Here is a 26,190-nt window from a genome sequence, read left to right as displayed (position 1 = left end):
AGCAAAAGAGTTTTCTGTAAACAAGTGTTACCTGACGCCAGCATGAAAAAAGGCACCCGAAGGTGCCATCAGAGAGAACCGGTCCGCCATCGTCGCGACGGCGGTGAAACCCGTCAGTCGGCCGGACAGCGGCACTGTCGCCGCGGTCCGGACCGGCTTGCCGCCTCAGAAGGCGAAGTCTTCCGCGTCGAGGGCCATCAGCGGCTTGGCGCCAGCCTTCAGCGTGACGATCAGCGACTGGGTTTCCGGGAACAGCTTGCTGAAGTAGAAGCGCGCGGTGCTGATCTTGGCATTGTAGAACGCGGCTTCGGCCGAGCCTTCCGCCTTGCCGGCGGCAACCCTGGCCATCCAGGCCCAGAAGTAGCCGTAGGTCAGGTGACCGATCAGGCGCAGGTAGTCGGTGGCGGCGGCGCCGGCCTCGTCCTTGTTCATCATCGCGGCCATGCCGATGTTCATGGTGATCTCGGCGATCTGCTTGTTCAGCGCCGACAGCGGTTCGACGAATTCCTTCAGCTGCGCATCGCCGGCGTTGGCTTCGCAGAACTTGTGCACCATCTTGGTGAACTTGCGCAGCTTCTGGCCCTGATCCATCAGCACCTTGCGGCCGAGCAGGTCGATGGCCTGGATGCCGTTGGTGCCTTCATAGATCTGCGAGATGCGGCAGTCGCGCACCAGCTGTTCCATGCCCCATTCGCGGATGAAACCGTGGCCGCCGAGCACCTGCATGCCCATATTGGTGGCGGTGTAGCCGTTGTCGGTCATGAACGCCTTGGCGACCGGGGTCAGCAGCGCGACCAGGTCGGCGGCGTCCTGGCGGGCGGCGTCGTCGGTCGACTTTTCCTCGATGTCCAGTTGCAGCGCCAGGAAGGCGGTCAGTGCACGGCCGGCCTCGGTGTACGCCTTCTGCGTCAGCAGCATGCGGCGGACGTCCGGGTGGACGATGATCGGGTCGGCCGGCTTTTCCGGAGCGACCGGGCCGTTCAGCGAACGCATCTGCAGGCGTTCCCTGGCATAGGCCAGCGCGCCCTGGAATGCGGCTTCGCCGAGGCCCAGGCCCTGCATGCCGCAGCCGAGGCGGGCTGCGTTCATCATGGTGAACATGCAGGCCAGGCCCTTGTTCTTCTCGCCGATCAGGTAGCCGCGCGCGCCATCCAGATTGATGACGGCCGTGGCATTGGCCTTGATGCCCATCTTGTGTTCGAGCGAGCCGCAGAACACGGTATTGCGTTCGCCAAGCGAACCGTCTGCGTTGATCAGGAACTTCGGCACGATGAACAGCGAGATGCCCTTCACGTCCTTCGGCGAATCCGGCAGGCGGGCCAGCACCAAGTGAATGATGTTGTCGCTCATGTCATGTTCGCCGGCCGAGATAAAGATCTTGGTGCCGGTGATGCTGACGCTGCCGTCATCGTTCGGCTCGGCGCGGGTCTTCAGCAGGCCGAGGTCGGTGCCGCAATGCGGCTCGGTCAGACACATGGTGCCGGTCCAGTCGCCGGCAACGATATGCGGCAGATAGGTGGCCTTCTGTTCGTCGGTGCCGTGGGCGTGGATGGCCGAGTACGCGCCATGCGACAGGCCCGGGTACATCGACCAGGCGACGTTGGCCGAGCACTGCATTTCCATGATCGGAAAGCCCAGCACCTTCGGCATGCCCTGACCGCCGTATTCCGGATCACAATCCAGACCGGTGAAGCCCAGTTCGCAGAACTGCTGGTAGGCTTCCTTGAAGCCGGCCGGCGTCTTCACGCTGTGGGTGGCGGCGTCGAACAGGCAGCCTTCCTCGTCGGCGGCGCGGTTGATCGGCGACAGCTCGTTTTCGCAGAACTTGGCTCCCGCTTCCAGATACGAGGCAAACACGTCGGCGGTGGCTTCTTCATAGCCCGGCAGGGTCGGGATGATGTTCTGCACCTCGATCAGCTCGTTCAGCACGAAGTCGAAATCTCGCAGCGGCGCTTTGTAGGCAGGCATGTCGTTTCTCCGGATACGGTGGATGTTGACGCGATCACGTGGTCGACGTCTTTACGTTGAGCGGGAGGGTAGAATCGTCCGGTGGGTGGGGCACCGGTTCTCTCTTCGGTTCTTTGCTTCTCTGATTCTGACCTTGCCGGGCGGCCAAGTGTGCGCCGGCGCCGGCGGAACTGCAGTCTCCTCAAGACCATGGACATAGATTAAACGAGCGTTTGAAATGGCGCAAGCTGATTTCAAACAGGTGTTTGGACATCGGGCGCATGATGTCCGGCCCCCTTCAGCCTAAGGATTCGCATGGCGCGCAAATGGTTCAAGAAATATCTGCCCGGTCCGGAAGAGATTGCCGCCAATCGCTGGCTGTCGTGGCTGGGACCGGCATTGCGCCGGCCCGATCTGTGGCATCTGCACCGGCGCAGCGTGGCGCGCGCGGTGGCAGTCGGCCTGTTCTGCGGACTGATGCCGGGCCCGACACAAATGCTGTCGGCCGGCCTGCTGGCACTGTGGTTGCGCTGTAACCTGCCGGTGGCGCTGGCCACCACGCTGTATACCAATCCGTTCACCATCGTGCCGCTGTATCTGCTGGCATACGAATACGGCAAGCTGCTGACCGGCGCGCGCGGTGGCGAGGTGGTGCCGGCGCCCGAACTCGGGCCGGACGGGATCTGGGCATGGATGGAGGCGCTGGGCCGCTGGGCCCTGTCGCTGGGGCCGTCACTGGCGGTCGGACTGGTTGCGCTGGCGCTGACGCTGGCCGTGCTCGGGTATCTGTTGACCGACTGGGGCTGGCGGTGGTACGTGGTACAGGCATGGAAGAAACGGATACGGGAACGTGGATCTGACTGAACGGAAGCTTGAATCGTCGCTGGCCTATCGGGGTCATTTCTTCAATGTGATGAAGGACACCGTGCGCCTGCCGGACGGGGCCACCTCGCAGCGCGAGTACGTGACCCACCCCGGCGCGGTCGCCGTGTTTGCCGTACTGCCCGATGGCCGTCTGGTGTTCGAGCGCCAGTACCGCTATCCGGTCGGTCGGGCGCTGCTGGAAATCCCGGCCGGCAAGATCGATCCGGACGAGTCGCCGCTGGCCACCGCCCGCCGCGAGCTGAAGGAAGAAACCGGCTATACCGCCAGCGACTGGTGGCAATTGCCAGTTGCCTATCCGTGCATCGGCTATTCGAATGAACGCATCGTCTATTTCGTCGCCGAGGGCCTGAGCCTGGGGGCGCGGGAGCTGGACCAGGGCGAATTTCTCGACGTGCTGCCACTGGCCCTGGAAGAAGTCCGGCGCCTGGCGGCCAGTGGCGAGCTGTGCGACAGCAAGACCCTGACCGGCCTGTACTGGTTCGAGCAGTTCCTCGACGGGACGCTGGCGCGTGAACGTGCCGTTTGATCGCCGGCGCGACCGGCGGCTGGGGCGGCGCCTGCCAGTCTCGCTGCCGGCGCGGATGGAGACGCTGGACGGCGACATCGACGCGCTGTGCATCGACCTCGGTTCCGACGGGCTGGCCCTGCGCAGCGATTATGTGCCACGGGCCGGCGAGCATATCGTCATCGCCATCCAGGCGCCGGACGTCGGCGGCCAGCCCAGTGCACCGCTGCGGGTCAAGGCCGAGGTCCGGCGCTGCAATTCGGTCGGCGGCGGGCTGTACGAGATCGGTTTCCGCATCGTTGAACGGCATGGCTGACGCCCGGCACCATGCAGGATGATTCCGATTTTCCGTCGCGGCCGTGCCGGATGCGTGAAAAGCGAATTTGCCGGGCGCCACGCTGTGCTATATCCCAAGTGAGAACTATCGCGACGTTCCACACTCCAATCACAAAAGGATGCCGACCGGTACCGGAATGAACGGCCTGCCCGTCAGGGTGGGTTCCGGTGCCGAAACGCCCATAAGCACAGGAGCCAGGCCATGAACACCGACATCTTCGAACGTTTCGCCTCTCGCTACGACCGCACCCGGGAAGAGGAGTTTTCCCTCAGCGAGTACCTGGATCTGTGCAAGCAGGACGCGGGTGCCTACGCGTCTGCGGCCGAGCGCATGCTGCTGGCGATCGGTGAACCGGAACTGACCGATACCCGCTCGGACTCGCGGCTGTCGCGCATCTTCATGAACAAGGTGATCCGGGTCTACCCGGCGTTCCGTGACTTCTACGGGGCCGAGGAGGCGATCGAGCAGGTCGTCGCCTATTTCCGCCATGCCGCGCAGGGGCTGGAGGAAAAGAAGCAGATTCTCTATCTGCTGGGGCCGGTCGGCGGCGGCAAGAGTTCGATCGCCGAGAAGCTCAAGGAGCTGATGGAACGGGTGCCGTTCTATGCGATCAAGGGCAGCCCGGTCAACGAGTCGCCGCTGGGCCTGTTCAACATCGACGAGGACGGGCCGATCCTCGAGGAACAGTACGGCATTCCGCGCCGCTACCTGCGCAATATCCCCAGCCCGTGGGCGGTCAAGCGCCTGCACGAGTTCAACGGCGACATCAACCAGTTCCGCGTCGTGCGCCGCTATCCGTCGGTGCTGCGCCAGATCGGCATCTCCAAGACCGAGCCGGGCGATGAAAACAACCAGGACATCAGCTCGCTGGTCGGCAAGGTCGACATCCGCAAGCTGGAGAAGTATGCGCAGGACGATCCGGATGCGTACAGCTACTCCGGCGGCCTGTGCCTGTCCAACCAGGGACTGCTCGAATTTGTCGAAATGTTCAAGGCACCGATCAAGGTGCTGCACCCGCTGCTGACCGCGACCCAAGAAGGCAACTTCAAGGGCACCGAGGGCTTCGGCGCGATTCCGTTCGAGGGCATCATCCTGGCCCACTCGAACGAGTCGGAGTGGAAGCAGTTCAAGAACAACAAGAACAACGAAGCCTTCCTCGACCGCATCTATATCGTCAAGGTGCCGTATTGCCTGCGCGTGTCCGACGAGGTGAAGATCTACGAGAAGCTGGTGCGCAACTCGTCGCTGGGCCATGCACCCTGCGCCCCCGGCACGCTGAAGATGATGGCGCAGTTCGCCGTGCTGTCCCGGCTCAAGGAACCGGAGAATTCCAGCATCTATTCGAAGATGCAGGTCTATGACGGCGAAAACCTGAAGGACACCGATCCGAAGGCCAAATCGATCCAGGAATACCGCGATTTTGCCGGCGTCGACGAGGGCATGTCCGGGCTGTCGACCCGCTTTGCGTACAAGATCCTGTCCAAGGTGTTCAACTTCGATCACAGCGAGGTCGCAGCCAATCCGGTCCACCTGCTGTATGTGCTGGAGCAGCAGATCGAGCGCGAGCAGTTTTCGCAGGAGATCGAGCAGCACTACATGACGTTCATCAAGGAGTATCTGGCGCCGAAGTACGTCGAATTCATCGGCAAGGAAATCCAGACCGCCTATCTTGAAAGCTATTCGGAGTACGGGCAGAACATCTTCGATCGTTACGTGACCTTCGCCGACTTCTGGATTCAGGACCAGGAGTACCGCGACCAGGATACCGGCGAGTCGTTCGACCGCAATGCGCTGAACAACGAACTGGAAAAGATCGAAAAGCCGGCCGGGATCTCGAACCCGAAGGACTTCCGCAACGAGATCGTCAACTTCGTGCTGCGCGCGAAGGCGAACAATGCCGGCAAGAACCCGCACTGGACCAGTTACGAGAAGCTCAGGACGGTGATCGAGAAGAAGATGTTCTCCAATACCGAGGAACTGCTGCCGGTCATCAGCTTCAATGCGAAGGCCAGTGCGGATGATGCCCAGAAGCACGAAGACTTCGTCAACCGGATGGTGACCAAGGGCTATACGCCGAAGCAGGTGCGTCTGCTGTGCGAATGGTATCTGCGCGTGCGCAAGTCGTCTTGACGCGCGGGCGGCGGCAATTGCCGCCCCGGACTGCTCATGGAGGGGTACCGACGGTGGCCGTGGCGTCGGTACATGCCCGACTGATAGCGGGATTTGTGGGCGCGCAGTCCGCCTGATCCGCCCCGACGCCCTCCGGCCTCGCCACCGCGAGGGAACCCCGCTGCGCTCGCCCGCTCATCGTGGCGAGGCAGGGAGACGGTCCGGGGGCTCGCAGGCACCGCGCGCGTACAGGTGCAGGACCGGCGGCGACAACGCCGGCCAGCCACAGGAGAGAGAACATGTCGCACCTCATCGACCGGCGCCTGAACGGCAAGAACAAGTCCGCGGTCAACCGCGAACGGTTCCTGCGCCGTTTCAAGAGCCAGATCAAGGAGTCGGTGTCGCGCGCCATCAAGGGGCGCTCGATCACCGATATCGAAAACGGCGAGCAGGTCAGCATTCCGGTCAAGGACATCTCCGAGCCGTCGTTCCGGCATGGGTCGGGCGGCGTGCGCGAGGTCGTGCATCCCGGCAATGAAGAGTTTGTCCGCGGTGACCACATTCCGCGCCCGCCGGGCGGCGGCGGGGCCGGCGGCGGTGGCGGGAAGGCCAGCAACGACGGCGGCGGCGAGGATGACTTCGTGTTCCAGCTGTCGCGCGAGGAGTTCCTCAACGTGTTCTTCGACGACCTCGCCCTGCCGAACCTGGTCAAGACCCAGTTGCTCGGTACCGAGGAAATGAAGAGCGTGCGCGCCGGCTTCACCAATGACGGTACGCCGGCCAACATCAATATCGTCCGTTCGCTGCGCGGCGCACTGTCGCGGCGCATCGCCATGGGCGCGCCGACGCTGGCCCGGCTGGCCGACGCCGAGGAGCGGCTCGATCAGGCGATCGAGGACGACGATGAGGACGTCATCCTGGTCAAGAGCCTGCGCGACGAGGTACACAGCCTGCGCCAGCGCTTCCACCGCATCCCGTTCCTCGATCCGTTCGACCTGCGCTACAACAACCGCATCAAGCGTCCGCAGCCGACCAGCCAGGCGGTGATGTTCTGCATCATGGACGTGTCGGGTTCGATGGACGAGCAGAAAAAGGATGTCGCCAAGCGCTTCTTCATCCTGCTGTACCTGTTTCTGCAGCGGCAGTACGAGAAGATCGAACTGGTGTTCATCCGTCACCACACCAGCGCGGTCGAGGTCGACGAGCACGAATTCTTCCATTCGCGCGAATCGGGCGGCACCGTGGTGTCGTCGGCGCTGAACCTGATGCGCAACATCATCGTCCAGCGTTTTCCGACCCAGGACTGGAACATCTACTGTGCACAGGCCTCGGACGGCGACAACTGGGACAGTGACTCGTCCACCTGCGGCCGCCTGCTCGACGAGGCGATCCTGCCGCTGGTCCAGTACTTCGCCTACATCGAGATTACCGAGGGCGAACCGCAGAACCTGTGGTACGAGTACCTGCGCGTGACCGAGCACCACAAGCACTTCGCCATGCAGAAGATCCGCACTGCAGGCGACATCTATCCGGTGTTCCGCGAACTGTTCAAGAAGCAGTCGCAGCGGACCAAGTAGCGCTGTCACAGGGGGTCGCATGAACGACAACACAAGGCCCGTCTCGACGGGATCGGAATGGACCTTCCCGCTGATCGAGGACTACGATCGCGAGATCCGGCGCGTGGCGTGCGACGAATTCGGCCTCGACATCTACCCGGTGCAGCTGGAAGTCATTACCGCCGAACAGATGATGGATGCCTACTCGTCGGTGGGCATGCCGGTCAACTATCACCACTGGAGCTTCGGCAAGCACTTCGTCTCGACCGAAAAGAGCTACAAGCGCGGGCAGATGGGACTGGCGTACGAGATCGTCATCAACTCCAATCCGTGCATCGCCTACCTGATGGAAGAAAACTCGATGACCATGCAGGTGCTGGTCATCGCCCATGCCGCCTACGGGCACAACAGCTTCTTCAAGAACAATTACCTGTTCCGCACCTGGACCGATGCCTCGGCGATCATCGACTACCTGGTGTTTGCGCGGCACTACATCAGCGAGTGCGAGGAACGCTATGGCGTCGAGGCGGTCGAGGAACTGCTCGACTCCTGCCATGCACTGATGAACTACGGCGTCGACCGCTACAAGCGGCCGGCACGGCTGTCGATGGCCAAGGAGCGGGCGCGCCAGTCCGAACGCGAGTCCTATCTGCAGTCACAGGTCAACGACCTGTGGCGCACCATTCCGCGCCGCGCCAGCGCGGATGGTGCCAGCGAGGCAGTGCGCTTTCCGGCCGAGCCGCAGGAAAACCTGCTGTACTTCATCGAGAAATCCGCCCCGCTGCTGGAGCCGTGGCAGCGCGAAATCGTGCGCATCGTGCGCAAGGTCGCGCAGTATTTTTATCCGCAGCGGCAGACGCAGGTAATGAACGAGGGCTGGGCGACGTTCTGGCACTACACCATTCTCAATCGCCTGTACGACAAGGGCTTGCTGACTGATGGCGCGATGATGGAGTTCCTGCAGTCGCACACCAATGTCGTGTACCAGCCGCCGGTGACCAGCCGCTACTACAACGGCATCAATCCGTATGCGCTGGGTTTTGCCATGTACCGCGACATCCGGCGCATCTGCGAGCACCCGACCGACGAGGATCGCGAATGGTTTCCGAATATCGCCGGCACGCCGTGGCGGGAGACGCTTGATTTTGCGATGCGCAACTTCAAGGATGAAAGCTTCATTGCCCAGTACCTGTCGCCGGCGCTGATCCGCGAGTTCCGCTTCTTTGCCGTGCGCGACGACGACAGCGAGGAATCACTGTACGTGCCGGCCATCCATGATGCGGACGGCTATCGCAAGGTGCGGCAGACGCTGGCCGACCAGTACGACATCAGCGCCCATGAGCCGAACATCCAGGTCTGGTCGGTCAATGTGCGCGGCGATCGCAGCCTGACGCTGCGCCACTTCGAGCACAATCGCCGGCCGCTGACCGACAGCGCGGACGAGGTGCTGAAACACGTCGCCCGGCTGTGGGGCTTCGATGTCCGGCTGGAAAGCGTTGATCCGGACGGGCGCGTGACCCAGACCCGCTCGTGCCGGCCGGAGCACTCGCCAGTGGTGTGAACTCAGGCTGCGGGCAACCAGCCGCCCAGTTCGCGAGTGGTCAGGTCGGCCAGTGCGGCGATCCATGCCGGGCTGTCGTTCAGGCACGGGATGGCGTGGAACACCTTGCCGCCGGCGTCGAGGAAGATCTGCTTGCCCTCGATGCCGATTTCTTCCAGCGTTTCCACGCAGTCGGCGACAAAGCCGGGGCAGGCGACATCCACCCGGCCGACGCCGTCGCGGCCAAGCTGTTCCAGTGTTGCCGCGGTATACGGCTGCAGCCACTCGGCACGGCCGAAGCGGGACTGGAAGGTGCAGCGCCACTGGTCATCTGCCAGTCCCAGCGCCGTGGCCAGCCGGCGGGCGGTGTCCTGGCACTCGTCGTAATACGGGTCGCCCAGTTCGCGCGTGCGGCGCGGCATGCCGTGGAAGCTGGTGACCAGCACGTCCGGGCGGCCGTGCTCGCTCCAGTAGGCATCGATGCCGTGTGCCAGCGCGTCGATATAGCCAGGGTCGTCGCCATAGTGCTTGACCAGCCGCAGCGCCGGGATGTCGCGCAGGGTCAGCATCAGCCGGCACACCTCATCCCATACCGTCGCCGTGGTGGCCGCGCAGTACTGCGGATACAGCGGCAGCACCAGCAGCCGGTCGACGCCCTGTGCCTGCAGGCGGGCAATGGTGGAACGGATTGCCGGCTCGCCATAGCGCATCGCATAGTCGACCACCAGCCCGTCATGACCGCGTGTGGCCAGCGCCCCGGCCAGCAGGCGGGTCTGCTCGCGGGTGTAGACGTCCAGTGGCGAGCCGTCGGCCAGCCAGATGGACGCGTATTTCTCCGCCGATGCCCTGGGTCGGGTGTTCAGGATGATGCCGTTCAGGATCGGCTGCCACAGCAGCGCCGGCAGTTCGACCACGCGCCGGTCGGACAGGAATTCACGCAGGTAGGGTTTGACCGCAGCGGCGGTCGGTGCCGTCGGGGTGCCGAGGTTGACCAGCAGCACACCGATCTTGTCGGCGGAACGGGAAGTTTCGGTCGCTTGGCTCATGACGAAAGGGAAGGGGCGGCAAAGCCCCGATGCTAGTTGATTTGCCGGTAAAAAGCCCGCCGGATGATGATCGGGCTGTTTATTCCTGCGGGGCCGGCGCGAGTACGGTGCGGTTGCCATTGTGCTCGGCCGCCGAGACCAGACCGGCCGTTTCCATCTGCTCGACCAGTCTTGCCGCACGGTTGTAGCCGATGCGCAGGTGGCGCTGGACCGACGAAATCGACGCCTTGCGTGTCTTCAGCACGATGGCGACTGCCTGATCGTACATCGGATCGTTCTCGCCATCCTCGTCGCCGTCGGTCGCGGCAAAGCCGGGAATGTCGCCGACGGCGGACGCGGTGTCCATCGCTGCCTCGCCGGTCAGAATGCCCTCGATATAGTTGGGTTCGCCGGTGGTTTTCAGGAATTCGACTACATGGTGCACCTCGTCGTCGGCGACGAAGGCGCCATGCACGCGCTGCGGATAGCCGGTGCCCGGCGGCAGGAACAGCATGTCGCCCATGCCGAGCAGCGCTTCCGCCCCCATCTGGTCGAGAATGGTGCGACTGTCGACCTTGCTCGACACCTGGAACGCGACCCGGGTCGGGATATTGGCCTTGATCAGGCCGGTGATCACGTCGACCGACGGACGCTGGGTGGCGAGGATCAGATGGATGCCGGCTGCACGCGCCTTCTGCGCCAGCCGGGCGATCAGCTCTTCGATCTTCTTGCCGGCGACCATCATCAGGTCGGCCAGTTCGTCGATCAGCACCACGATCATCGGTTCGACATCCAGCGGCTCCGGCTGCTCCGGCGTCAGGCTGAACGGATTCGGAATGGACTCGCCGTTTTTGGCTGCGTCGCGGATCTTCTGGTTGTAGCCGGCCAGGTTGCGCACACCGAGTTTGGACATCAGCCGGTAGCGGCGCTCCATCTCGGCCACGCACCAGTTCAGCGCATTGGCCGCCTGCTTCATGTCGGTCACCACCGGCGCCAGCAGATGCGGAATGCCTTCGTAGATCGACATTTCCAGCATTTTCGGGTCGACCATGATCAGGCGCACTTCTTCCGGCGTGGCCCGGTACAGCAGCGACAGGATCATGGCGTTGATGGCGACCGACTTGCCGGAACCGGTGGTGCCGGCCACCAGCACGTGTGGCATTTTTGCCAGGTCGGCCACTACCGGCTTGCCGGCGATGTCCTTGCCGAGCACCAGCGTCAGCTTGCTGCTGGCGCTCTGGTAGGCGTCGGCGCCGACGATTTCCGACAGGCGGACGATCTGGCGCTTCGCATTCGGCAGCTCCAGACCCATGTAGGTCTTGCCGGGAATGGTTTCGACCACGCGGATCGACACCAGCGACAGTGCGCGCGACAGGTCCTTCATCAGGCTGACGATCTGCGCGCCCTTGACGCCGACCGCCGGCTCGATCTCATAGCGGGTGATGACCGGACCCGGGTAGGCCGCAATGACCTTCACCTCGACGCCGAAGTCGGCCAGCTTGCGTTCGATCAGCCGCGATGTGTATTCGATGGTGTCCGGGCTGACGGTCTCCTGCACCGCCGGCGGGGGCGCCAGCAGCGACAGCGATGGCAGCGCACCGGAACCGGTATCGTGCACTGGCGGGTCGAACAGTGCCTGCTGCTGCGGCGCACGGCGCTTTTCCTCCTGGCGGACGGCCTTGGCCGATACCGGAATCTCCAGCACCGGCGGTTCGATGCGCACCGGCGCCTTGTCTTCCTGGCGTTTCTTTTCCTGCTTGATGGTGACGTCGCGCTGCTGTGCCGTTTCGCGGCCGATCTTGCGGTCCTGGCGGGCTTCCCACGCGTTTTTCAGCTTCAGCAGGCCGTCTTCGATCGCGCCGCCGACCCGCTCCATGACATCAAGCCACGACAGCCCGGTAAACAGCGACACGCCGACCGCCCAGCCGAGCAGCAGGATCAGCAGGGCACCCATCGGGCCGGTCAGGGTACGCAGGCCAAAACCGACAAAGTGGCCGAGCATGCCGCCCGGCGCCAGCGGCAGGTCCAGATGCACGCCGTTCAGCCGCAATGCCTCCAGCCCGCTGGAGGCAATCAGGACCAGCAGGAAGCCGCTGCAGGTAATGGCCGTCACCCGGTCGAGCGCCGGAGACAGCCGGCGGATCTTGCGATAGCCCCAGACGATGGCGCTGCCGAAGAACACCACCAGCCACCAGGCCGACAGGCCGAAGATGTACAGCAGCAAATCCGAGAAATAGGCACCGAACTGCCCGCCCCAGTTGGTCGCCGCCAGCTGGCCGCTGGCACTGTGTGACCACGACGGGTCGCTGGGCGAGTAGCTGGCCAGGATCAGTACCAGATAGACGCCGAACGCGACCATCGCCAGCCACCAGGCTTCCTGCAGGAGGCCTGCAATCTGGGGGGGTAAGGGGGTCGGCGCATTTTTGACGACGGCCTTGCGTTTGAAGAAGCGCATGCTGGTCCGACTGGAAAAAACCCCCGGATTATATGCGAAAGCGCGACGCTTGCCGCCAGTCCCTGCAGGCCGGCGAGGAATCCCGGCGCCCCTCCTGCGCTTGCCCCTGCCGTTTATGACAATGACGACGTGCGGACGAGCGAAGCGAGGCTCTCTCGCGGCGGCGAGAGCGGGGAGAGTGGGGGTGAATCAGGGATCCTGCCGTGCCCTGCAGCCAGCGCAATCAGCCGGGCCTGTACCGGCGCCACTCGATCCGTCAGCACCCAGGACTGCGCAGCAGGCATGCCACGAAGAACGGACGAGCGAAGCGAGGCTCTCTCGCGGCGGCGAGAGCGGGGAGAGTGGGGGTGAATCAGGATCCTGCCGTGCCCTGCAGCCAGCGCAATCAGCCGGGCCTGTACCGGCGCCACTCGATCCGTCAGCGCCCAGGACTGCGCAGCAGGCATGCCACGAAGAACGGACGAGCGAAGCGAGGCTCTCTCGCGGCGGCGAGAGCGGGGAGAGTGGGGGTGAATCAGGATCCTGCCGTGCCCTGCAGCCAGCGCAATCAGCCGGGCCTGTACCGGCGCCACTCGATCCGTCAGCACCCAGACTACATGGCAGGATAAATCGCGCCGAGCACGCGCGGGCCGGCCGCGCCGGTAACGCCGGGCAGATTGCCGGGCTCGCGGCGGAGGCAGGCGCGCGCCAGCCAGGCGAAGGCCAGTGCCTCTACCTGCTGGGGCGGCACGCCGAGCCGGCCGGTGTGTTCGAGCCGCACGCGTGGCGTCAGCCGGCGTGCAAGCCGGTCCATCAGATCGCGGTTGAAGGCGCCACCACCGCAGACGAAGACCGCGTCGACGTCCGGGCTGCAGGCGAGAATCGCGTCGGCCGCGCTGGCAGCGGTCAGTTCTGCCAGCGTGGCCTGCACATCAGCCGGCGCTTCGGTGCCGGACAAGCGGGCATCAAGCCAGCCGGGCGAGAACAGATCGCGGCCGGTGCTCTTCGGTGCCGGCGCGGCGAAATACGGGTCGGCCAGCAGCCATTGCAGCAGCGCGCCGTCGACCCGGCCACTGGCGGCCCAGTCGCCATTCTGGTCGTAGCTGCGGCCAGTGTGGCGCTGGCACCAGGCGTCCAGCAGCATGTTGGCCGGGCCGGTATCGAAGCCGATGACCGGCCGGGCCGGATCGAGCCGGGTCAGATTGGCAATTCCGCCAAGATTGAGAATGACACGGGACTCGCCACTGGTGGCAAACAGCCCGGCATGGACGGCCGGTACCAGCGGCGCGCCCTGGCCGCCGGCAGCCAGATCGCGGCTGCGGAAATCGGCGACAACGTCGATGGCACAGCGCTCCGCCAGCAGGGCGGGCGCGTTCAGTTGCAGGGTATAGCCGTGCTGTGGTGCGTGGCGCACGGTCTGGCCATGGCAGCCGACCGCACGGATCGCCGTCGCCGGCATGTCGCAGCGTGCCAGCACGGCGTCGACGGCGTCGGCATACAGCGCGCCCAGCATCAGTGACAGGCGCAGGCTTTCGTCCAGCGCGTCGCCATCGCCGCCCGGCGCCTGCAGCGCCAGCAGGCGCGGCGCCAGTCCGGGCGGATACGGCCGGTGGGCATCGCCGACCACCCGGGGGTGCCCGCCGGCGAAGTCGGCCAGCACGGCATCGACGCCGTCCATGCTGGTGCCGGACATCAGGCCGATAAAGTATTCGGAAGGACCGGACATGAAAAACCCCGCGCGTTGGCAACGGGGTGATTGTAGCGGTTGCCGGCCGCCGGAGTCAGTCCAGCCGCGCCAGCGTGGTGGTGTTCGGCGCGCTGGCGACGACGTCGATCTGCTGGTCCAGCGCGACATTGGCCTTGCGGAATGCACTGAGCGCGCTGGCGGTCAGACGGGGCGCCGGCACGGCATTCACCGTCGGATCGACCGGCGTGCCGCCAACCCGGACCTCGAAGTGCAGGTGGGCGCCGGTCGACCGGCCGGTCGAGCCGACATAGCCGATGATGTCGCCGGCCTTTACCGTCTGGCCACTGCGGTAGTTGCCGAACCGGCTCATGTGCGCATAGACGGTTTCATAGCGGTTGTTGTGGCGCAGGCGCACCACATTGCCGTAGCCCGATTCGGTGCCGGCGTTGGCGACCGTCCCGTCGGCTGCCGCGCGGATCGGGGTACCGGACGGCGCGGCGTAGTCGATGCCCTGGTGCAGGCGCAGACCGCCGAGCACCGGGTGGCGCCGGTAGCCGAAGCCGGAACTGACGCGTGCATTGTCGACCGGGCGGGCATCGAAGCCCTTCTGCAGCGGCTGGCCGTTGCTGTCGTAATAGCTGCCCGACTCGTCGTCGTGTGCCGCGTAGTACGCATGCCAGGTACGGTTGCCGCGCTTGACCTCGGCGGCCAGCACGCGGCCGGCGCCGATGGTTTCGCCGTCGTAGTACAGGGTCTGGTAGACCAGGTTGACTTCGTCGCCGCGCTGCAGCGAGTCGAGGTCGATCTGGTCGGAGAAAATTTCATCGAGCTGGGCGCGGACATCCTTCGGCAAGCCACTGCTGGCCGCCGAACTGGCAAACGACTTCAGCACGCGGATCGACGACGGCGTGTCGATGGCCACCGCCTCGATGGCATCGGCATTGACCGCCCATTCGCCCGATGCGGTCTTGCGGATGTTGATGAGGTTCTTTTCGCCGTTCTGGTCATCCTTCAGATAACGGACGGCAAACAGCTCGCCGGCGTCATCGGTCTGGATATGCAGCGTTTCGCCTGCCGGCAGGCGCAGCAGGCCCTGGCCGACGCGGCTTTGCTTGATGAACCCCATGGCTTCGCTGGCACTGACGCCCATGCGCTGCATGACGCCGGACAGTGTATCGCCGCGCGAGATGGTGTCGGCGCGCCAGTAGCGCGTGCCGCTGGACGCCGGCATCTCGAAGCGCGGCAGGGCCAGCGACTGGGTAACGGTTTCCACCTGCACGTCGAGGCTGGCATTGCCCGGCGCCACGGCGAATGCGGTGGCGACGCCGAGCAGCAGCGGCATGGCCGCAACGGCGAGCCAGCCGGCATGCGCCAGATGGAAGTTGTATTCGTGGTTTTGCGGGAATCTGAGCAGTTTGCGATAATCCATTGTGCTGGTCTTTAGCTTGGTTGCATGCCTCTCCGCACGCGCCCAAGGTTCGGTGACCGGGAGCCCCGGCCGCTCCCTGCTTGCCGGGACCCGTCGAGTAGGGGTCGAAACAGCGCACGATTCTATAAGAAATCGCAGGCATGGTGAACCGGATTTTTGCAATGAAAATTACATAAATCAAGTGCTTGTCGATATGCCGGCGGCCAGAATGGCCTGCCCTCCACCCCGCTCCGCACCCCGTGTGGCGGGGATCAACCCTTGTGCCGCGCGGTCTGCGGCGTCGATGGATCCCATGAAAGAACTCCTGCTTTTTCTCGGCAAACTGGTCGCCCTGTTTGTCACCGCATCCGGTTGGGTGGTGCTGTTCGGCATCGGCTGGACCTATTTCACCTACGTAAAACCGTTCTATGACGAAGCAGGTGTCATGCGGCAGCAGTTCGAGCAGGCGGTCGTGGCCGGCGATACGGTGCCGGCGCTGGAGAAGCGCTTCGCCCCGCCGCCGCCGGCTGCCGGCCATCCGCCGCTGGCGGCGCCGGAAATCGAGCGCATTCCGCCTGAAAAGGGCGGCGGCATTCCGCGCTACGTCATGCGCTGGCAGCGTACCGCCGGTCCGCTGGTGGTGTTCGGCATCGTGTTCCACTTCAGCGCCATTGCGCCGAATCCGAGCATGAACAACGGCCAGCCGTACGGGCAGCAATGACGCTGGACCTGCTGCTGCCCGGGCTGGCGTGGCCGGCCGACAATGTCAGCGACGTCACCCGCGACCTCGACCTGCCGGCACTGGGCTGGCTGCTGTCGCGGGCGACGCTGTCGCCGCACGCGACAACGGCATTCGAGGAGGTGGCCGCCGGCCTGTTCGGGCTCGAACAGGCACCGGTGGCGCGGATCGGCGGCCTGGCTGACGGTCTCGACACCCGGCAGGGGCACTGGCTGCGGGCCGATCCGGTGTTCCTGCGGCCGGAACGCGATGCACTGGTGCTGGCCGACAGCGGGATCATGCATATCGAACAGCGCGAGGCCGATGCACTGGTCGCGGCACTGAACCGTTTCTTCGTCGGGGACGGGCTGGTCTTTCATGCTCCGGCGCCGGATCGCTGGTATGTCGAGCGGCCATCGCCGTTTGGCGCCAGCTTCACCCGGCTGGAGTCGGTGATCGGTGACAATATCGACCGTCACCTGCCGCGTGGCGCCGAAGCGATGCAGTGGCACCGCTGGCTGAACGAAGTGCAGATGCTGCTGTTTGCCGAGCCGGTCAATGCCGAACGCGAAAGCGCCGGTGAGCCGGTCATCAACAGCGTCTGGTTCTGGGGCGAGGGCGACTGGCCGTCGGTCACGCCGACCTCCCGCTACCGGCAGGTGCTGGCGGATGCGCCGCTGCTGCGCGGACTGGCTTCGCTGTCCGGAGTCGAAAGCGGTACGGTGCCCTTTGCCTTTGCCGGACTGCCGGCCGGAGCGATGGACGGCGATACGCTGGTGCTGATCGACCGGCTGGAGGGCGCGGCGCAGTATCGCGATGCCTGGGGCTGGCGCGAGGCGCTGCAGGCACTGGAGCGCGACTGGTTCGCGCCGCTGGCTGCCGCGCTGCGGGCCGGCCGGCCCGGTCATCTGCGCATCCTGGTGCCGGGTCCGCGCGGTTTCAGCGCTACACTGACGCCGGCCGCGCGCTGGCAATGCTGGAAACGGCCGCGTACGCTGGCCCGATTGTTGTAATTCTTCCGCGAGCCATCGCCGTCCGCTTCCGTGGCGGCGTGGCGCGCCTGCAAAGCCTATGTCCCTGATCGTTACCCGTCCCGTACCCGAACAACTGGCCAGCCACCTGGCCGGGCAGGGCCTGTCCCCGCTGATGGCGCGGCTGTATGCGTCACGCGGTGTCGACGACGCCATCCAGCTCGACTACACCCTGACCCGGCTGCTGCCGTTCCGGCAACTGAAGAACGCCACCCGCATGGCCGCCCGGCTGGCCGATGCCATCGCCAGGCGGCAGCGCATGCTGATCGTGGCCGACTACGACGCCGACGGGGCCACCGCCTGTGCGATCGCGGTCAAGGGCCTGCGCCTGCTGGGCGGGGTGGTCGAGTTCATCGTGCCCAACCGCTTCGAATACGGTTACGGGCTGACGCCGGAAATCGTCGACCTGGCGGCGACGCGCGAGCCGGACCTGATCATCACCGTCGACAACGGCATCGCCAGCGTGGCCGGGGTCGATGCGGCACGGGCGCGCGGCATCGAAGTGCTGGTGACCGACCATCACCTGCCCGGCGACACACTGCCGGATGCGCTGATCGTCAACCCGAACCAGCCCGGCTGTCCGTTCCCGTCGCGCAACCTGGCCGGTTGCGGCGTGATGTTCTACGTGCTGATGGCGCTGCGTGCCGAGATGCGCGAGCGGGGAGTCTGGGGCGATCCGGCCGGGCAGCCCAATCTGGCGCCGCTGCTGGACCTGGTGGCGCTCGGCACGGTGGCGGACGTGGTGCGACTGGATGACAACAACCGCATTCTGGTCGAGCAGGGGCTCAAGCGCATGCGCGCCGGACGCGCCTCACCCGGCATCCGTGCACTGTTCACGGCCAGTGGCCGGCCGATCCACAAGGCATCCAGCTTCGACCTTGGCTTCATGCTCGGGCCGCGGCTGAACGCGGCCGGCCGGCTCGACGACATGCGGCTCGGCATCGAATGCCTGCTCAGCGACGATGAAGAACAGGCGCTGCGACTGGCGCGCGAGCTCGACCGGCTGAACAAGGAGCGGCGGCAGATCGAACACGGCATGCAGGACGAGGCACTGGCCAAACTGGCCGAAGTCGATCCGGCCGAGCACTACACCATCTCGCTGTACCGTGACGACTGGCACCAGGGCGTGGTCGGCATTGTCGCCTCCAGGCTGAAGGAGCGTTTCCATCGTCCGGCACTGGTATTCGCACCCGGTGACAGCGGCGAGATCAAGGGCTCGGGCCGTTCGATTCCCGGCTTCCACCTGCGCGATGCGCTGGATCTGGTCAGCAAGCGGGAACCGGGGGTGCTGAAAAAATTCGGCGGCCATGCCATGGCGGCCGGGGTGACGCTGGACGAGGCCGATTTTTCCCGCTTCGTCACCGCTTTCGAGCAAGTGGCACGCGAGTGGCTGGACGCCAGCATGCTGACCCGGCGCATTGAAACCGACGGCGCCATCGCCGCCTGCGACATGCGGCTGGAAACGGCGCTGCAGCTGGCGTCGACCGCCTGGGGCCAGGGTTTTCCGGCGCCGAGTTTCCGCGATCACTTCCGCGTGCTTGGCCAGCGCATTGTCGGCGAAAAACACCTGAAGCTGACGCTGGGCAAGGATGGCGCCGAGTTCGAGGCCATGCTGTTCAACCAGTGTGACTGGCTGCCGGAACGGATCGAGGCGGTATTCCAGCTCAATGCGAATGAATGGCGCGGAGAACAGGTATTGCAGTTGTTTGTGGATTACTGGCAGGCAGCCTGAAAATCGGAAATGGTCTGCAATGCAGGACAGTATTGCAGATGCAGGTCTGGATAATTCTGTTTAATAAATCAGAATTATCTGACTGTGTTGCGGATTGACTTCAAGCCCGTCGTTGCTGATGATTAAAGCCCTGATCAGGGTTTTCTTAATCTTTCAGGCCGGGAGGTCAAAATGGACCCGTGGGATGTTTGGGTTAATTCGTGGTGGCACGGTTGAACAGCTGGGATTTTTTACTTCCCTTCTTAACCTTCATGTAACAGGGCTGATCATCCAGCAATGGATTACGGTTTTCATTTGATGAAATCCGTTAGTCGCATGAAAAAATGGCATGGCGCAAGCCATGCCATTTCTGTGTCAGCTGCCGAGTTTCAGTTCCTGCCAGCTTTTCTCCAGCCGCTTGACCGATACCGGGTACGGCGTTTTCAGCTCCTGGGCGAACAGCGACACGCGCAGCTCCTCGATCTGCCAGCGGTAGTCGCGCAGCCGCTCCGGCGCGCCGTCGCGCGCATCGAGCTCGGCGACCTTGTCGGCCCAGCGGTTCCACAGGCCGGTGACTTCCGCGCCGCGCTGGCCGTCGCGCTGGCTGTTGGCGGCATACTTCTCCATGCGCAACTGCTTGGCCTTCAGATAGCGCGGCAGCTGCGGCAGTTGCGACCACGGTGTCGCCAGCAGGAAACCCGGGTAGACCAGTTCCCGCAGCTCGATGGCCAGTTTCGGACCGAGCTTGTGCCGTTCGGCCATCTGTACCGTCTTTGGATACTCGGCGGCAATGGCATTCAGCATCTGCGTGACCGCCTGGGTCACGGCCGGCAGCCGGGTGCGGGCGCGCTTCTTCTGCTCGTCGAAGGCCTTCTTGCTGCGCGGCAGCGCATCCTCGCCGATAAAGGCGCGGTCACAGATGCACTGGATCGCATCATCCAGCAGCGCATCGGCATTGGCGACGCCACGCAGTTGCAGGGCAATCTGGGTGAAGCCGGGCAGTCCCTTCTGCATCTGCTTCATGTGCTCTTTCAGCTCACGCTGCAGCAGGCAGATCACGCCGCGCCGATGGGCGCTCTCGGCGGCCTGCGCGGTGTCGAACAGGCGCAGGGCAATGCGCTCGTCCTCGCAGCACAGCGCCGGGAAGCCTTCCAGTTGCTGGCGACCTCGGGCGAACTTGATGCTTTCCGGCAGATCGCCGACATCCCAGGCCTGGACGTCGTCGCGCTCGAACTCGGCCGACGAGTCACGGAAGGTCAGTTGCGCTGCCGCGCCGAACTGCTTCTGCAGCGCCAGCAGATCGCGGCCCAGCCCCAGCTCCTGACGACCGTCGTCGAGCACGCGGATATTCATCTGGCAGTACGTCGGCAGCGCGGACGGATCGAAGTCGGTTGCTTCCAGTGTCAGGCCGGTCGCCTTGCGGACAAAGGCCGCCAGTTGCGGCAGGATCGGGGCGTCCTGATCCGGCTGAGAAGCAAGGAAGCGGGTGACGAAGTCCGGCACCGGCACGCAGGCACGGCGGCTCTGCTTCGGCAGTGACTTGATCAGCAGCGTGAGTTTTTCGCGGATCATGCCCGGCACCAGCCATTCCAGCCGTGCGCCGGGCAGCCGGTTCAGCACCGCCAGCGGCACGTCGACGGTCACGCCGTCGAGCGGGTGGTTGGGCTCGAAGCGGTACTTGAGCTTCAGCGGGCCGTCGTCGCTGTCCAGCGTCGGCGGAAACTGTTCTTCGGTAATGTTCTCCGCCGCGTGCTGCATCAGGTATTCGCGGGTCAGGAACAGAACCTGCGGGTCGTCGCGCTCGGCACTTTCGCGCCAGGCATCGAAGCTGCGCGTGTCGCACAGTTCGGCCGGCAGCCGTTCGTCGTAGAACGCGACCAGCGTGTCCTCGTCGACCAGCACATCCTGGCGGCGCGCCTTGTGCTCCAGTTGCTCGACCTCGCGGATCAGGCGCTGGTTGTGGCGGAAGAACGGCGCATTGCTGTTCAACTGGCCATTGGCCAGTGCTTCGCGGATAAAGATCTGCCGGGCTTCGGCCGGGTCGATGCGGCCATAGCTGACCATGCGGCGCGGCACGATATTGAGGCCGTACAGGGTCACGCGTTCGCTGGCGACCACTTCGCCGCGGGTTTTTTCCCAGTGCGGCTCGAAGTAGTGGCGCTTGACCAGGTGCAGGGCCAGTGATTCGACCCATTCCGGCTGGATCACGGCGACCGAGCGCGCATACAGGCGGCTGGTTTCGGTCAGTTCGCCGGCGATCAGCCATTTCGGCCTGGCCTTGCGCAGGCCGGAACCGGGGAAAATGTGAAAGTGGATGCCACGGGCGCCGAGGTAATCGTCGCCGTCCATGGATTTCATGCCGATATTGCCGAGCAGGCCGGTCAGCAGCGCCTTGTGCAACTGCTCGAAGGTGGCCGGGGTATCGTTGGCGCGCAGGTCGAGATCGCCGGCGATCTGCGACAGCTGGCCGTGCAGCTCGCGCCATTCGCGCATGCGCAGATGCGACAGGAAGTGGTCATGGCACAGCTGTACCAGCTGCTTGTTCGATTTCTTGTGTTTCAGGGCGTCGTCGAAGAAGTCCCACAGCGCCAGATAGCTCTGGAAATCGGACTTGTCGTCGGCAAAGCGGGCCTGCGCGCGCTCGGCGGCGTCGCGGGCGTCGAACGGCCGCTCGCGCGGGTCCTGGATCGACAGCGCGCTGACCAGGATCAGCATTTCGCGCAGGCAGTGGAAGTCGCGCGCAGCCAGCAGCATGCGGCCGATCTTCGGGTCGACCGGGATGCGTGCCAGTTCCTTGCCCAGCGGGGTCAGCTCGCCCTGTTCGGTCACCGCCCCCAGCTCGTGCAGCATGTCGTAACCATCGGCGATCAGTCGCGACGACGGCGGTTCCAGGAACGGGAAGTCGGCCACCGCGCCGAGTCGCAGCGCGGCCATGCGCAGAATGACTGCCGCCAGGTTCGAGCGGATGATTTCCGGGTCGGTGAATGCCGGGCGGGCGTTGAAGTCGTCCTCGTCGTACAGCCGCACCGCCACCCCGGCCTCTACCCGGCCGCAGCGACCGGCGCGCTGGCGGGCCGCGGCCTGCGAGATTTTTTCGACCAGCAGCTGTTCGACCTTGGCGCGCGGGGTATAGCGCTTGACCCGCGCCAGACCGGTGTCGATCACGTACTTGATGCCGGGCACGGTCAGCGAGGTTTCCGCCACATTGGTGGCCAGCACGATGCGACGGCCACCGCCGGGCTTGAAAATGCGGTTCTGTTCTTCGTTGCTGAGGCGGGCGAACAGCGGCAGCACGTCGTAGCGGGTAGTGATGCGCGCCTTGCGCAGCGCCTCGGCGGTATCGCGGATTTCGCGCTCGCCGGGCAGGAACACCAGAATGTCGCCGGCGCCGAGGCGGGCGATCTCGTCGACGGCGTCGACGATGGCGTCCTCCATCTCGCGTTCGCGATCGTCCTCGTCGCGCTGGGTCAGCGGCCGGTAGCGGATCTCGACCGGATAGGTGCGGCCGGACACCTCGATGACCGGGGCGCCATTGAAATGGCGGCTGAAGCGGTCGGCGTCGATGGTGGCCGAGGTGATGATCACTTTCAGGTCCGGGCGACGCGGCAGCAACTGCTTGAGGAAACCGAGCAGGAAGTCGATGTTCAGCGAGCGCTCGTGCGCTTCGTCGATGATGATGGTGTCATAGGCGGACAGGAAGCGGTCGGTCTGGGTTTCGGCCAGCAGGATGCCGTCGGTCATCAGCTTGATGAAGCTGGCGTCCGAGGTGCGGTCGGTGAAGCGGACCTTGAAGCCGACCAGCTCGCCGATGCTGGAGTGAAGTTCGTCGGCGATGCGGCTGGCAACGGCGCGTGCGGCCAGGCGTCGTGGCTGGGTATGGCCGATCAGCCCGCGCGTGCCGCGGCCGAGGGCCAGGCACAGCTTGGGAATCTGCGTGGTCTTGCCGGAGCCGGTTTCGCCGCAGACGATGACCACCTGGTGCTTGTCGATGGCGGCAAGCAGCGTGTCCTTCTTCTGGTTGACCGGCAGGATCGGGTCGAACTCGGGTTCCGGCAGCCGGGCACGGCGTTCGGCGACGCGGGCGGCCGAGCGTCCGGCCTCGGCCTGCAGCTGCGCGGCCAGGCGTTCGGCGGGCTTGCCGGCCTTCAGCCGGTCGGCGAGTTCACGGCGACGACGGGTCAGCGCCTGGCGGTCGCGGGCGGTGCAATCGGCTATCAGTCGGTCGATCGGGTCGAGCAGTTCGCGGGACATCGGCGGCAAAGTCAGGGGCAAAACGGGCCATTATACGCGCCGGCCGCGGTCCGGCACGGTCCGGCTCAAGCCGGGCCGCTGGCCAGTCGTTCGGCCAGTCGCTGGTCGGACAGCGCCATCAGGTACAGCCGCACCAGATCGGCCAGGGTCAGCACTTCGAGTTTGCTGTAGACGTTGGCGCGGTGCGCCTCCACCGTGCGCGGCGACAGGTCGAGAATCAGCGCGATCTCGCGGCTGGAGCGGCCATCGACGATATAGCGCAGGATTTCCAGTTCGCGCCGGGTCAGCCGGGTCAGCTGCTCCTCGATTTCGCGGGTCTGGGTCAGCTTGACGTGGCGGTCGATGCTGCTCTGGATGCCGCGCCGCACGGCATTGACCAGGGCCAGCTCGTCGATCGGCTTGGTCAGAAAGTCGATGGCGCCGGCCTTGAACGCGCGACTGCATTGCTGGACATCGCCATGACCGGTCAGAAACACCACCGGCACGTCGATGCCTTCCTCGTTCAGTGCCTGCTGGAGTTCCAGACCGCCCATGCCGGGCATGCGCAGGTCGAGTACCAGGCAGCCGATCTGGCCGGGCTGGTAGGCATCGAGGAACTGGCGCGCCGATGCATACGGCACGGCCTGCAGGCCGTGGGAACGCAACAGCAGGGTGACCGAGTCGAGGACGGCGGGGTCGTCGTCGACGACGTGGATGGTCGGATCACGTGGAGTAGGGGAGGCTGGACTGAGCATTCGGGCTGGAATCGGCTGATGGTCGGCTGGCGACCGGGATTTCAATGGTGAACAGGGCGCCACCGGCGCTGCGGTTGCTGGCCCTGATGGAACCCTCGAACGATTCGACGATGGACTGGCAGATGGTCAGGCCCAGGCCCATCCCCGACGATTTGGTGGTAAAGAACGGATGGAACAGGCTTTCCAGCGTTTCCGTGTTGAGCCCGGTGCCATTGTCGCCGACTTCCAGTTGCACATGCTTTGCGCTGGCTCGGGTTCGGATGAAAATTCGTCCCCAGGGCTCGATTGGCTTGATCGCGTCCAGTGCGTTGCGCAGCAGGTTCAGCACGACTTGCTCCATCTGGATCGAATCGGCCTCGACCAGCGGCAGCGGCTCGGTCAGGTCGGTATCGATGGTGACGGCCGCGCTGCGCAGGTCGAAATCGGCCAGCGCCAGCACGTCGCTGATCAGGCGGTTCAGGTCCAGTGTTGCCCGCTGGGTGGACTGGCGCGAAACAAAGGCCCGCAGCCGCTTGATGATTTCCCCTGCACGCTGTGCCTGGTTGGCCGTCGCCCGGATCGCATGGCGGATGGTGTCGAACTCCGGTTCCTCGTCCGCCAGCAACCGCAGTGCCGCTTGATTGTAGTTGACGATGGCCGTCAGTGGCTGGTTGATTTCATGGGCGATGCCGCTCGCCATTTCTCCCATGGTATGCAGCCGGGCAACATGGGCCAGATGGGTTTCGTGTTCGCGCAGGCGGCGCTGGCTTTCTTCCAGCGCGGCGCGGGCGCGCAGGCGGACCGGGCCCATATTGCGGAAGGCGAACACGGCGCCGGTGACATTGCCGGCCGGATCGAACAGCGGCGACACATTGCCTTCCAGCAGCAATTCCTCGCCATTGGCCTTGATCATCAGGCTGTTGTCGGCCAGATCGATGGCATGGCCGGTCGACAGGCTGAGGGTGAACGGATTGGCCGGAATGGCCTGGGCAAAGTCGTAGCGCAGCCGCACCACGTCATCGACCAGGCGGCCGACCGCCTCGGCCTCGATCACCCCGCTCAGCGCCGAGGCCATCGGGTTCACATATTCGATGCGCCGGTCGATGCCGAAGGTAATCACGCCATCGTTGATCGCCTGCAGCGTGACGCTGGCCCGCTCGCGGCTCTTGAACAGCTCGGCGGTGGCCTGGCGGGCGACGCGGCGGTGCTCGGCACGCTGCAGCAGAAACAGCACGCCAAGGAACACGGCTGTCAGATTGGTCAGCGTCAGCAGCGCGAACGGCAGCATGTTCAGCTGCACCGGGGTGATGGTGCGGCTGACGGTCAGCTCGAACGGCTGGTGGCGGCTGGACAGATTGCGGCTGTACTTCAGCGTGAACAGCGAAATCATCGGTCCCGGCGGCGCCAGGCGTCCGTTGTCGTACAGCAGGGCGCCGGGGTGGCTTTTCGGCAGCTGGTGATGCCACAGCGCAATGTGGTCCTGGTTGCGGTCGAGGCCGAGCGTGGCCAGCAGCCGCTCGGTGTTGACCAGCAGCATCAGCAGGCTGTCCGATCCGCTGGACGAGTAATGCGGGATACCGTGGGTCTCGATGATCTTGCTGAACGCGTAGCTGCGGCCGCCTTCTATCTGGGTGAAGCCCTGTGACGGCACCATCACGCCGGAGGTCAGGGCGGCCGTGATCGAATCGCGCAGCGCGCTGTCGTGATAGGCATCCAGTCCGATGATCGGGCGGGCGGCAATGATGTCCGGCTCGATCAGGGTTATCGGGTAGTACAGGTCGCGCGGCGGCGCGTCACGCAGCGGGGCCGGTCGCTTGCCGGCAAAGTCGCGGATATGGAACGGCCGGCCGATTTCGGCGCTCATGTCGGCCTCGAAGCGCGCCCGCTCCTTGCCGTCGACCCGGCGCAGCAGCTCGATGGTGTACAGGTGCGGATTCAGCCGCAGCATGGCGGCGGAAAAGCGCCGGACCTGTTCGAACGACAGGCGGTCGAAGGTGCCAAACAGCGCCGACAGGCCATTGAGCACGCCTTCATTGCGGTCGAAGCGTTGCGACAGCTGCAGGTACAGCTCTTCCGTGTCCTGGACGAACTTGCGCTGCAGGCGCTGGTGTTCGAGCTTGTACCAGCCGATGCCGGTCACCAGTTCCATGACCAGCCAGACTGCGCCGGCCAGCAGCCAGTAGCGCGTGGGCAGTGTCCGCAAGGCTTCGCCGAGACGGGGACGTTCGGGTCTGTCGCGTGGCAGGTTCTTTTTCAGGGGGCCCATGCAGGTACGGCTTCCGACAGGACCAAGACACGCGGATCATGACAAAAGCCGGAGAGCGGCTCAATGG

General features: G+C 64.9%; 17 protein-coding genes. 9 read left to right on the top strand and 8 right to left on the bottom strand.

Features of this window, described 5'->3' with window-relative positions; all coding sequences use genetic code 11:
* Positions 1 to 165: 165 nt before the first annotated feature.
* A complete protein-coding gene (locus DFO50_RS06305) occupies positions 166 to 1,968 on the bottom strand; it encodes an acyl-CoA dehydrogenase C-terminal domain-containing protein (RefSeq protein WP_028498227.1) in 1,803 nt (600 codons plus the stop codon).
* Positions 1,969 to 2,262: 294 nt separating this feature from the next.
* On the opposite strand from DFO50_RS06305, the gene DFO50_RS06300 reads away from it, so the two are divergent.
* The 6 genes from DFO50_RS06300 to DFO50_RS06275 all read left to right on the top strand — a co-directional run bounded on the left by DFO50_RS06300 (position 2,263) and on the right by DFO50_RS06275 (position 8,900).
* Positions 2,263 to 2,811, top strand: a complete 549-nt coding sequence (locus tag DFO50_RS06300; protein ID WP_028498454.1) for a DUF2062 domain-containing protein — start codon at positions 2,263 to 2,265, stop codon at positions 2,809 to 2,811.
* Entirely contained in the window at positions 2,798 to 3,358 is a 561-nt protein-coding gene (locus DFO50_RS06295) for an NUDIX domain-containing protein (protein WP_028498228.1), read from the top strand. Before DFO50_RS06300 ends, DFO50_RS06295 begins: the two co-directional genes overlap by 14 nt.
* The gene (locus DFO50_RS06290; RefSeq protein WP_028498229.1) at positions 3,342 to 3,653 is read left to right on the top strand and encodes a PilZ domain-containing protein; all 312 of its coding nucleotides are present in this window, start codon (positions 3,342 to 3,344) and stop codon (positions 3,651 to 3,653) included. Before DFO50_RS06295 ends, DFO50_RS06290 begins: the two co-directional genes overlap by 17 nt.
* Before the next feature lie 222 nt (positions 3,654 to 3,875).
* Complete coding sequence (locus tag DFO50_RS06285) at positions 3,876 to 5,804, top strand: PrkA family serine protein kinase (protein ID WP_028498230.1); 1,929 nt, start codon at positions 3,876 to 3,878, stop codon at positions 5,802 to 5,804.
* A gap of 278 nt (positions 5,805 to 6,082) precedes the next feature.
* Complete coding sequence (locus tag DFO50_RS06280) at positions 6,083 to 7,360, top strand: YeaH/YhbH family protein (RefSeq protein ID WP_028498231.1); 1,278 nt, start codon at positions 6,083 to 6,085, stop codon at positions 7,358 to 7,360.
* 19 nt (positions 7,361 to 7,379) lie between these two features.
* Entirely contained in the window at positions 7,380 to 8,900 is a 1,521-nt protein-coding gene (locus DFO50_RS06275) for a SpoVR family protein (protein WP_112692205.1), read from the top strand.
* Between the two features lie 2 nt (positions 8,901 to 8,902).
* On the opposite strand, the gene hemH is transcribed toward DFO50_RS06275, so the two are convergent.
* The 4 genes from hemH to DFO50_RS06255 all read right to left on the bottom strand — a co-directional run bounded on the left by hemH (position 8,903) and on the right by DFO50_RS06255 (position 15,454).
* Positions 8,903 to 9,925 carry a ferrochelatase gene (gene hemH / locus DFO50_RS06270; RefSeq protein ID WP_051528665.1) on the bottom strand — a complete coding sequence of 341 codons (1,023 nt, stop codon included), beginning with the start codon at positions 9,923 to 9,925 and terminating at the stop codon, positions 8,903 to 8,905.
* A 79-nt stretch (positions 9,926 to 10,004) separates the two neighbouring features.
* Positions 10,005 to 12,359 carry a DNA translocase FtsK gene (locus DFO50_RS06265; protein WP_112692204.1) on the bottom strand — a complete coding sequence of 785 codons (2,355 nt, stop codon included), beginning with the start codon at positions 12,357 to 12,359 and terminating at the stop codon, positions 10,005 to 10,007.
* 592 nt (positions 12,360 to 12,951) lie between these two features.
* Positions 12,952 to 14,064, bottom strand: coding sequence for an anhydro-N-acetylmuramic acid kinase (locus DFO50_RS06260; RefSeq protein ID WP_112692203.1), 1,113 nt, complete (start codon positions 14,062 to 14,064; stop codon positions 12,952 to 12,954).
* A gap of 55 nt (positions 14,065 to 14,119) precedes the next feature.
* The gene (locus tag DFO50_RS06255; protein ID WP_112692202.1) at positions 14,120 to 15,454 is read right to left on the bottom strand and encodes a M23 family metallopeptidase; all 1,335 of its coding nucleotides are present in this window, start codon (positions 15,452 to 15,454) and stop codon (positions 14,120 to 14,122) included.
* A 292-nt stretch (positions 15,455 to 15,746) separates the two neighbouring features.
* On the opposite strand from DFO50_RS06255, the gene DFO50_RS06250 reads away from it, so the two are divergent.
* From DFO50_RS06250 to recJ, 3 genes are read left to right on the top strand one after another with little or no spacing between them, the layout of a single operon-like run.
* The gene (locus DFO50_RS06250) at positions 15,747 to 16,154 is read left to right on the top strand and encodes a hypothetical protein (protein WP_028498235.1); all 408 of its coding nucleotides are present in this window, start codon (positions 15,747 to 15,749) and stop codon (positions 16,152 to 16,154) included.
* Positions 16,151 to 17,164 carry a hypothetical protein gene (locus DFO50_RS06245; protein ID WP_112692201.1) on the top strand — a complete coding sequence of 338 codons (1,014 nt, stop codon included), beginning with the start codon at positions 16,151 to 16,153 and terminating at the stop codon, positions 17,162 to 17,164. Before DFO50_RS06250 ends, DFO50_RS06245 begins: the two co-directional genes overlap by 4 nt.
* A gap of 58 nt (positions 17,165 to 17,222) precedes the next feature.
* Positions 17,223 to 18,914 (top strand): single-stranded-DNA-specific exonuclease RecJ, encoded by a 1,692-nt coding sequence (gene recJ / locus DFO50_RS06240; RefSeq protein WP_028498237.1) that lies wholly within the window; start codon positions 17,223 to 17,225, stop codon positions 18,912 to 18,914.
* Between the two features lie 354 nt (positions 18,915 to 19,268).
* Here the strand turns inward: recJ and hrpA are convergent, their stop codons facing one another.
* The 3 genes from hrpA to DFO50_RS06220 form a co-directional block, all read right to left on the bottom strand.
* Positions 19,269 to 23,144 carry an ATP-dependent RNA helicase HrpA gene (gene hrpA, locus DFO50_RS06230; RefSeq protein ID WP_107888523.1) on the bottom strand — a complete coding sequence of 1,292 codons (3,876 nt, stop codon included), beginning with the start codon at positions 23,142 to 23,144 and terminating at the stop codon, positions 19,269 to 19,271.
* 65 nt (positions 23,145 to 23,209) lie between these two features.
* The gene (locus DFO50_RS06225) at positions 23,210 to 23,878 is read right to left on the bottom strand and encodes a response regulator transcription factor (RefSeq protein WP_028498240.1); all 669 of its coding nucleotides are present in this window, start codon (positions 23,876 to 23,878) and stop codon (positions 23,210 to 23,212) included.
* Positions 23,847 to 26,123, bottom strand: coding sequence for an ATP-binding protein (locus DFO50_RS06220; protein WP_107888522.1), 2,277 nt, complete (start codon positions 26,121 to 26,123; stop codon positions 23,847 to 23,849). Before DFO50_RS06220 ends, DFO50_RS06225 begins: the two co-directional genes overlap by 32 nt.
* Positions 26,124 to 26,190 lie beyond the last annotated feature (67 nt).

The sequence above is a fragment of the Microvirgula sp. AG722 genome (assembly GCF_003269145.1).
GTDB classification, from domain to species: Bacteria; Pseudomonadota; Gammaproteobacteria; order Burkholderiales; family Aquaspirillaceae; genus Microvirgula; species Microvirgula aerodenitrificans.
The sequence above is the reverse complement of the archived record's forward strand: the minus strand, read 5'-3'. Positions and strand labels throughout refer to the sequence as shown.

Excerpts from the sequence above, each read along its gene's own strand:
- DFO50_RS06305 (WP_028498227.1), bottom strand. The coding sequence starts at position 1,968 with ATGCCTGCCTACAAAGCGCCGCTGCGAGATTTCGACTTCGTGCTGAAC.
- DFO50_RS06300 (WP_028498454.1), top strand. The coding sequence starts at position 2,263 with ATGGCGCGCAAATGGTTCAAGAAATATCTGCCCGGTCCGGAAGAGATT.
- DFO50_RS06285 (WP_028498230.1), top strand. The coding sequence starts at position 3,876 with ATGAACACCGACATCTTCGAACGTTTCGCCTCTCGCTACGACCGCACC.
- DFO50_RS06280 (WP_028498231.1), top strand. The coding sequence starts at position 6,083 with ATGTCGCACCTCATCGACCGGCGCCTGAACGGCAAGAACAAGTCCGCG.
- DFO50_RS06275 (WP_112692205.1), top strand. The coding sequence starts at position 7,380 with ATGAACGACAACACAAGGCCCGTCTCGACGGGATCGGAATGGACCTTC.
- hemH (WP_051528665.1), bottom strand. The coding sequence starts at position 9,925 with ATGAGCCAAGCGACCGAAACTTCCCGTTCCGCCGACAAGATCGGTGTG.
- DFO50_RS06265 (WP_112692204.1), bottom strand. The coding sequence starts at position 12,359 with ATGCGCTTCTTCAAACGCAAGGCCGTCGTCAAAAATGCGCCGACCCCC.
- DFO50_RS06260 (WP_112692203.1), bottom strand. The coding sequence starts at position 14,064 with ATGTCCGGTCCTTCCGAATACTTTATCGGCCTGATGTCCGGCACCAGC.
- DFO50_RS06255 (WP_112692202.1), bottom strand. The coding sequence starts at position 15,454 with ATGGATTATCGCAAACTGCTCAGATTCCCGCAAAACCACGAATACAAC.
- DFO50_RS06250 (WP_028498235.1), top strand. The coding sequence starts at position 15,747 with ATGAAAGAACTCCTGCTTTTTCTCGGCAAACTGGTCGCCCTGTTTGTC.
- DFO50_RS06245 (WP_112692201.1), top strand. The coding sequence starts at position 16,151 with ATGACGCTGGACCTGCTGCTGCCCGGGCTGGCGTGGCCGGCCGACAAT.
- recJ (WP_028498237.1), top strand. The coding sequence starts at position 17,223 with ATGTCCCTGATCGTTACCCGTCCCGTACCCGAACAACTGGCCAGCCAC.
- hrpA (WP_107888523.1), bottom strand. The coding sequence starts at position 23,144 with ATGTCCCGCGAACTGCTCGACCCGATCGACCGACTGATAGCCGATTGC.
- DFO50_RS06225 (WP_028498240.1), bottom strand. The coding sequence starts at position 23,878 with ATGCTCAGTCCAGCCTCCCCTACTCCACGTGATCCGACCATCCACGTC.
- DFO50_RS06220 (WP_107888522.1), bottom strand. The coding sequence starts at position 26,123 with ATGGGCCCCCTGAAAAAGAACCTGCCACGCGACAGACCCGAACGTCCC.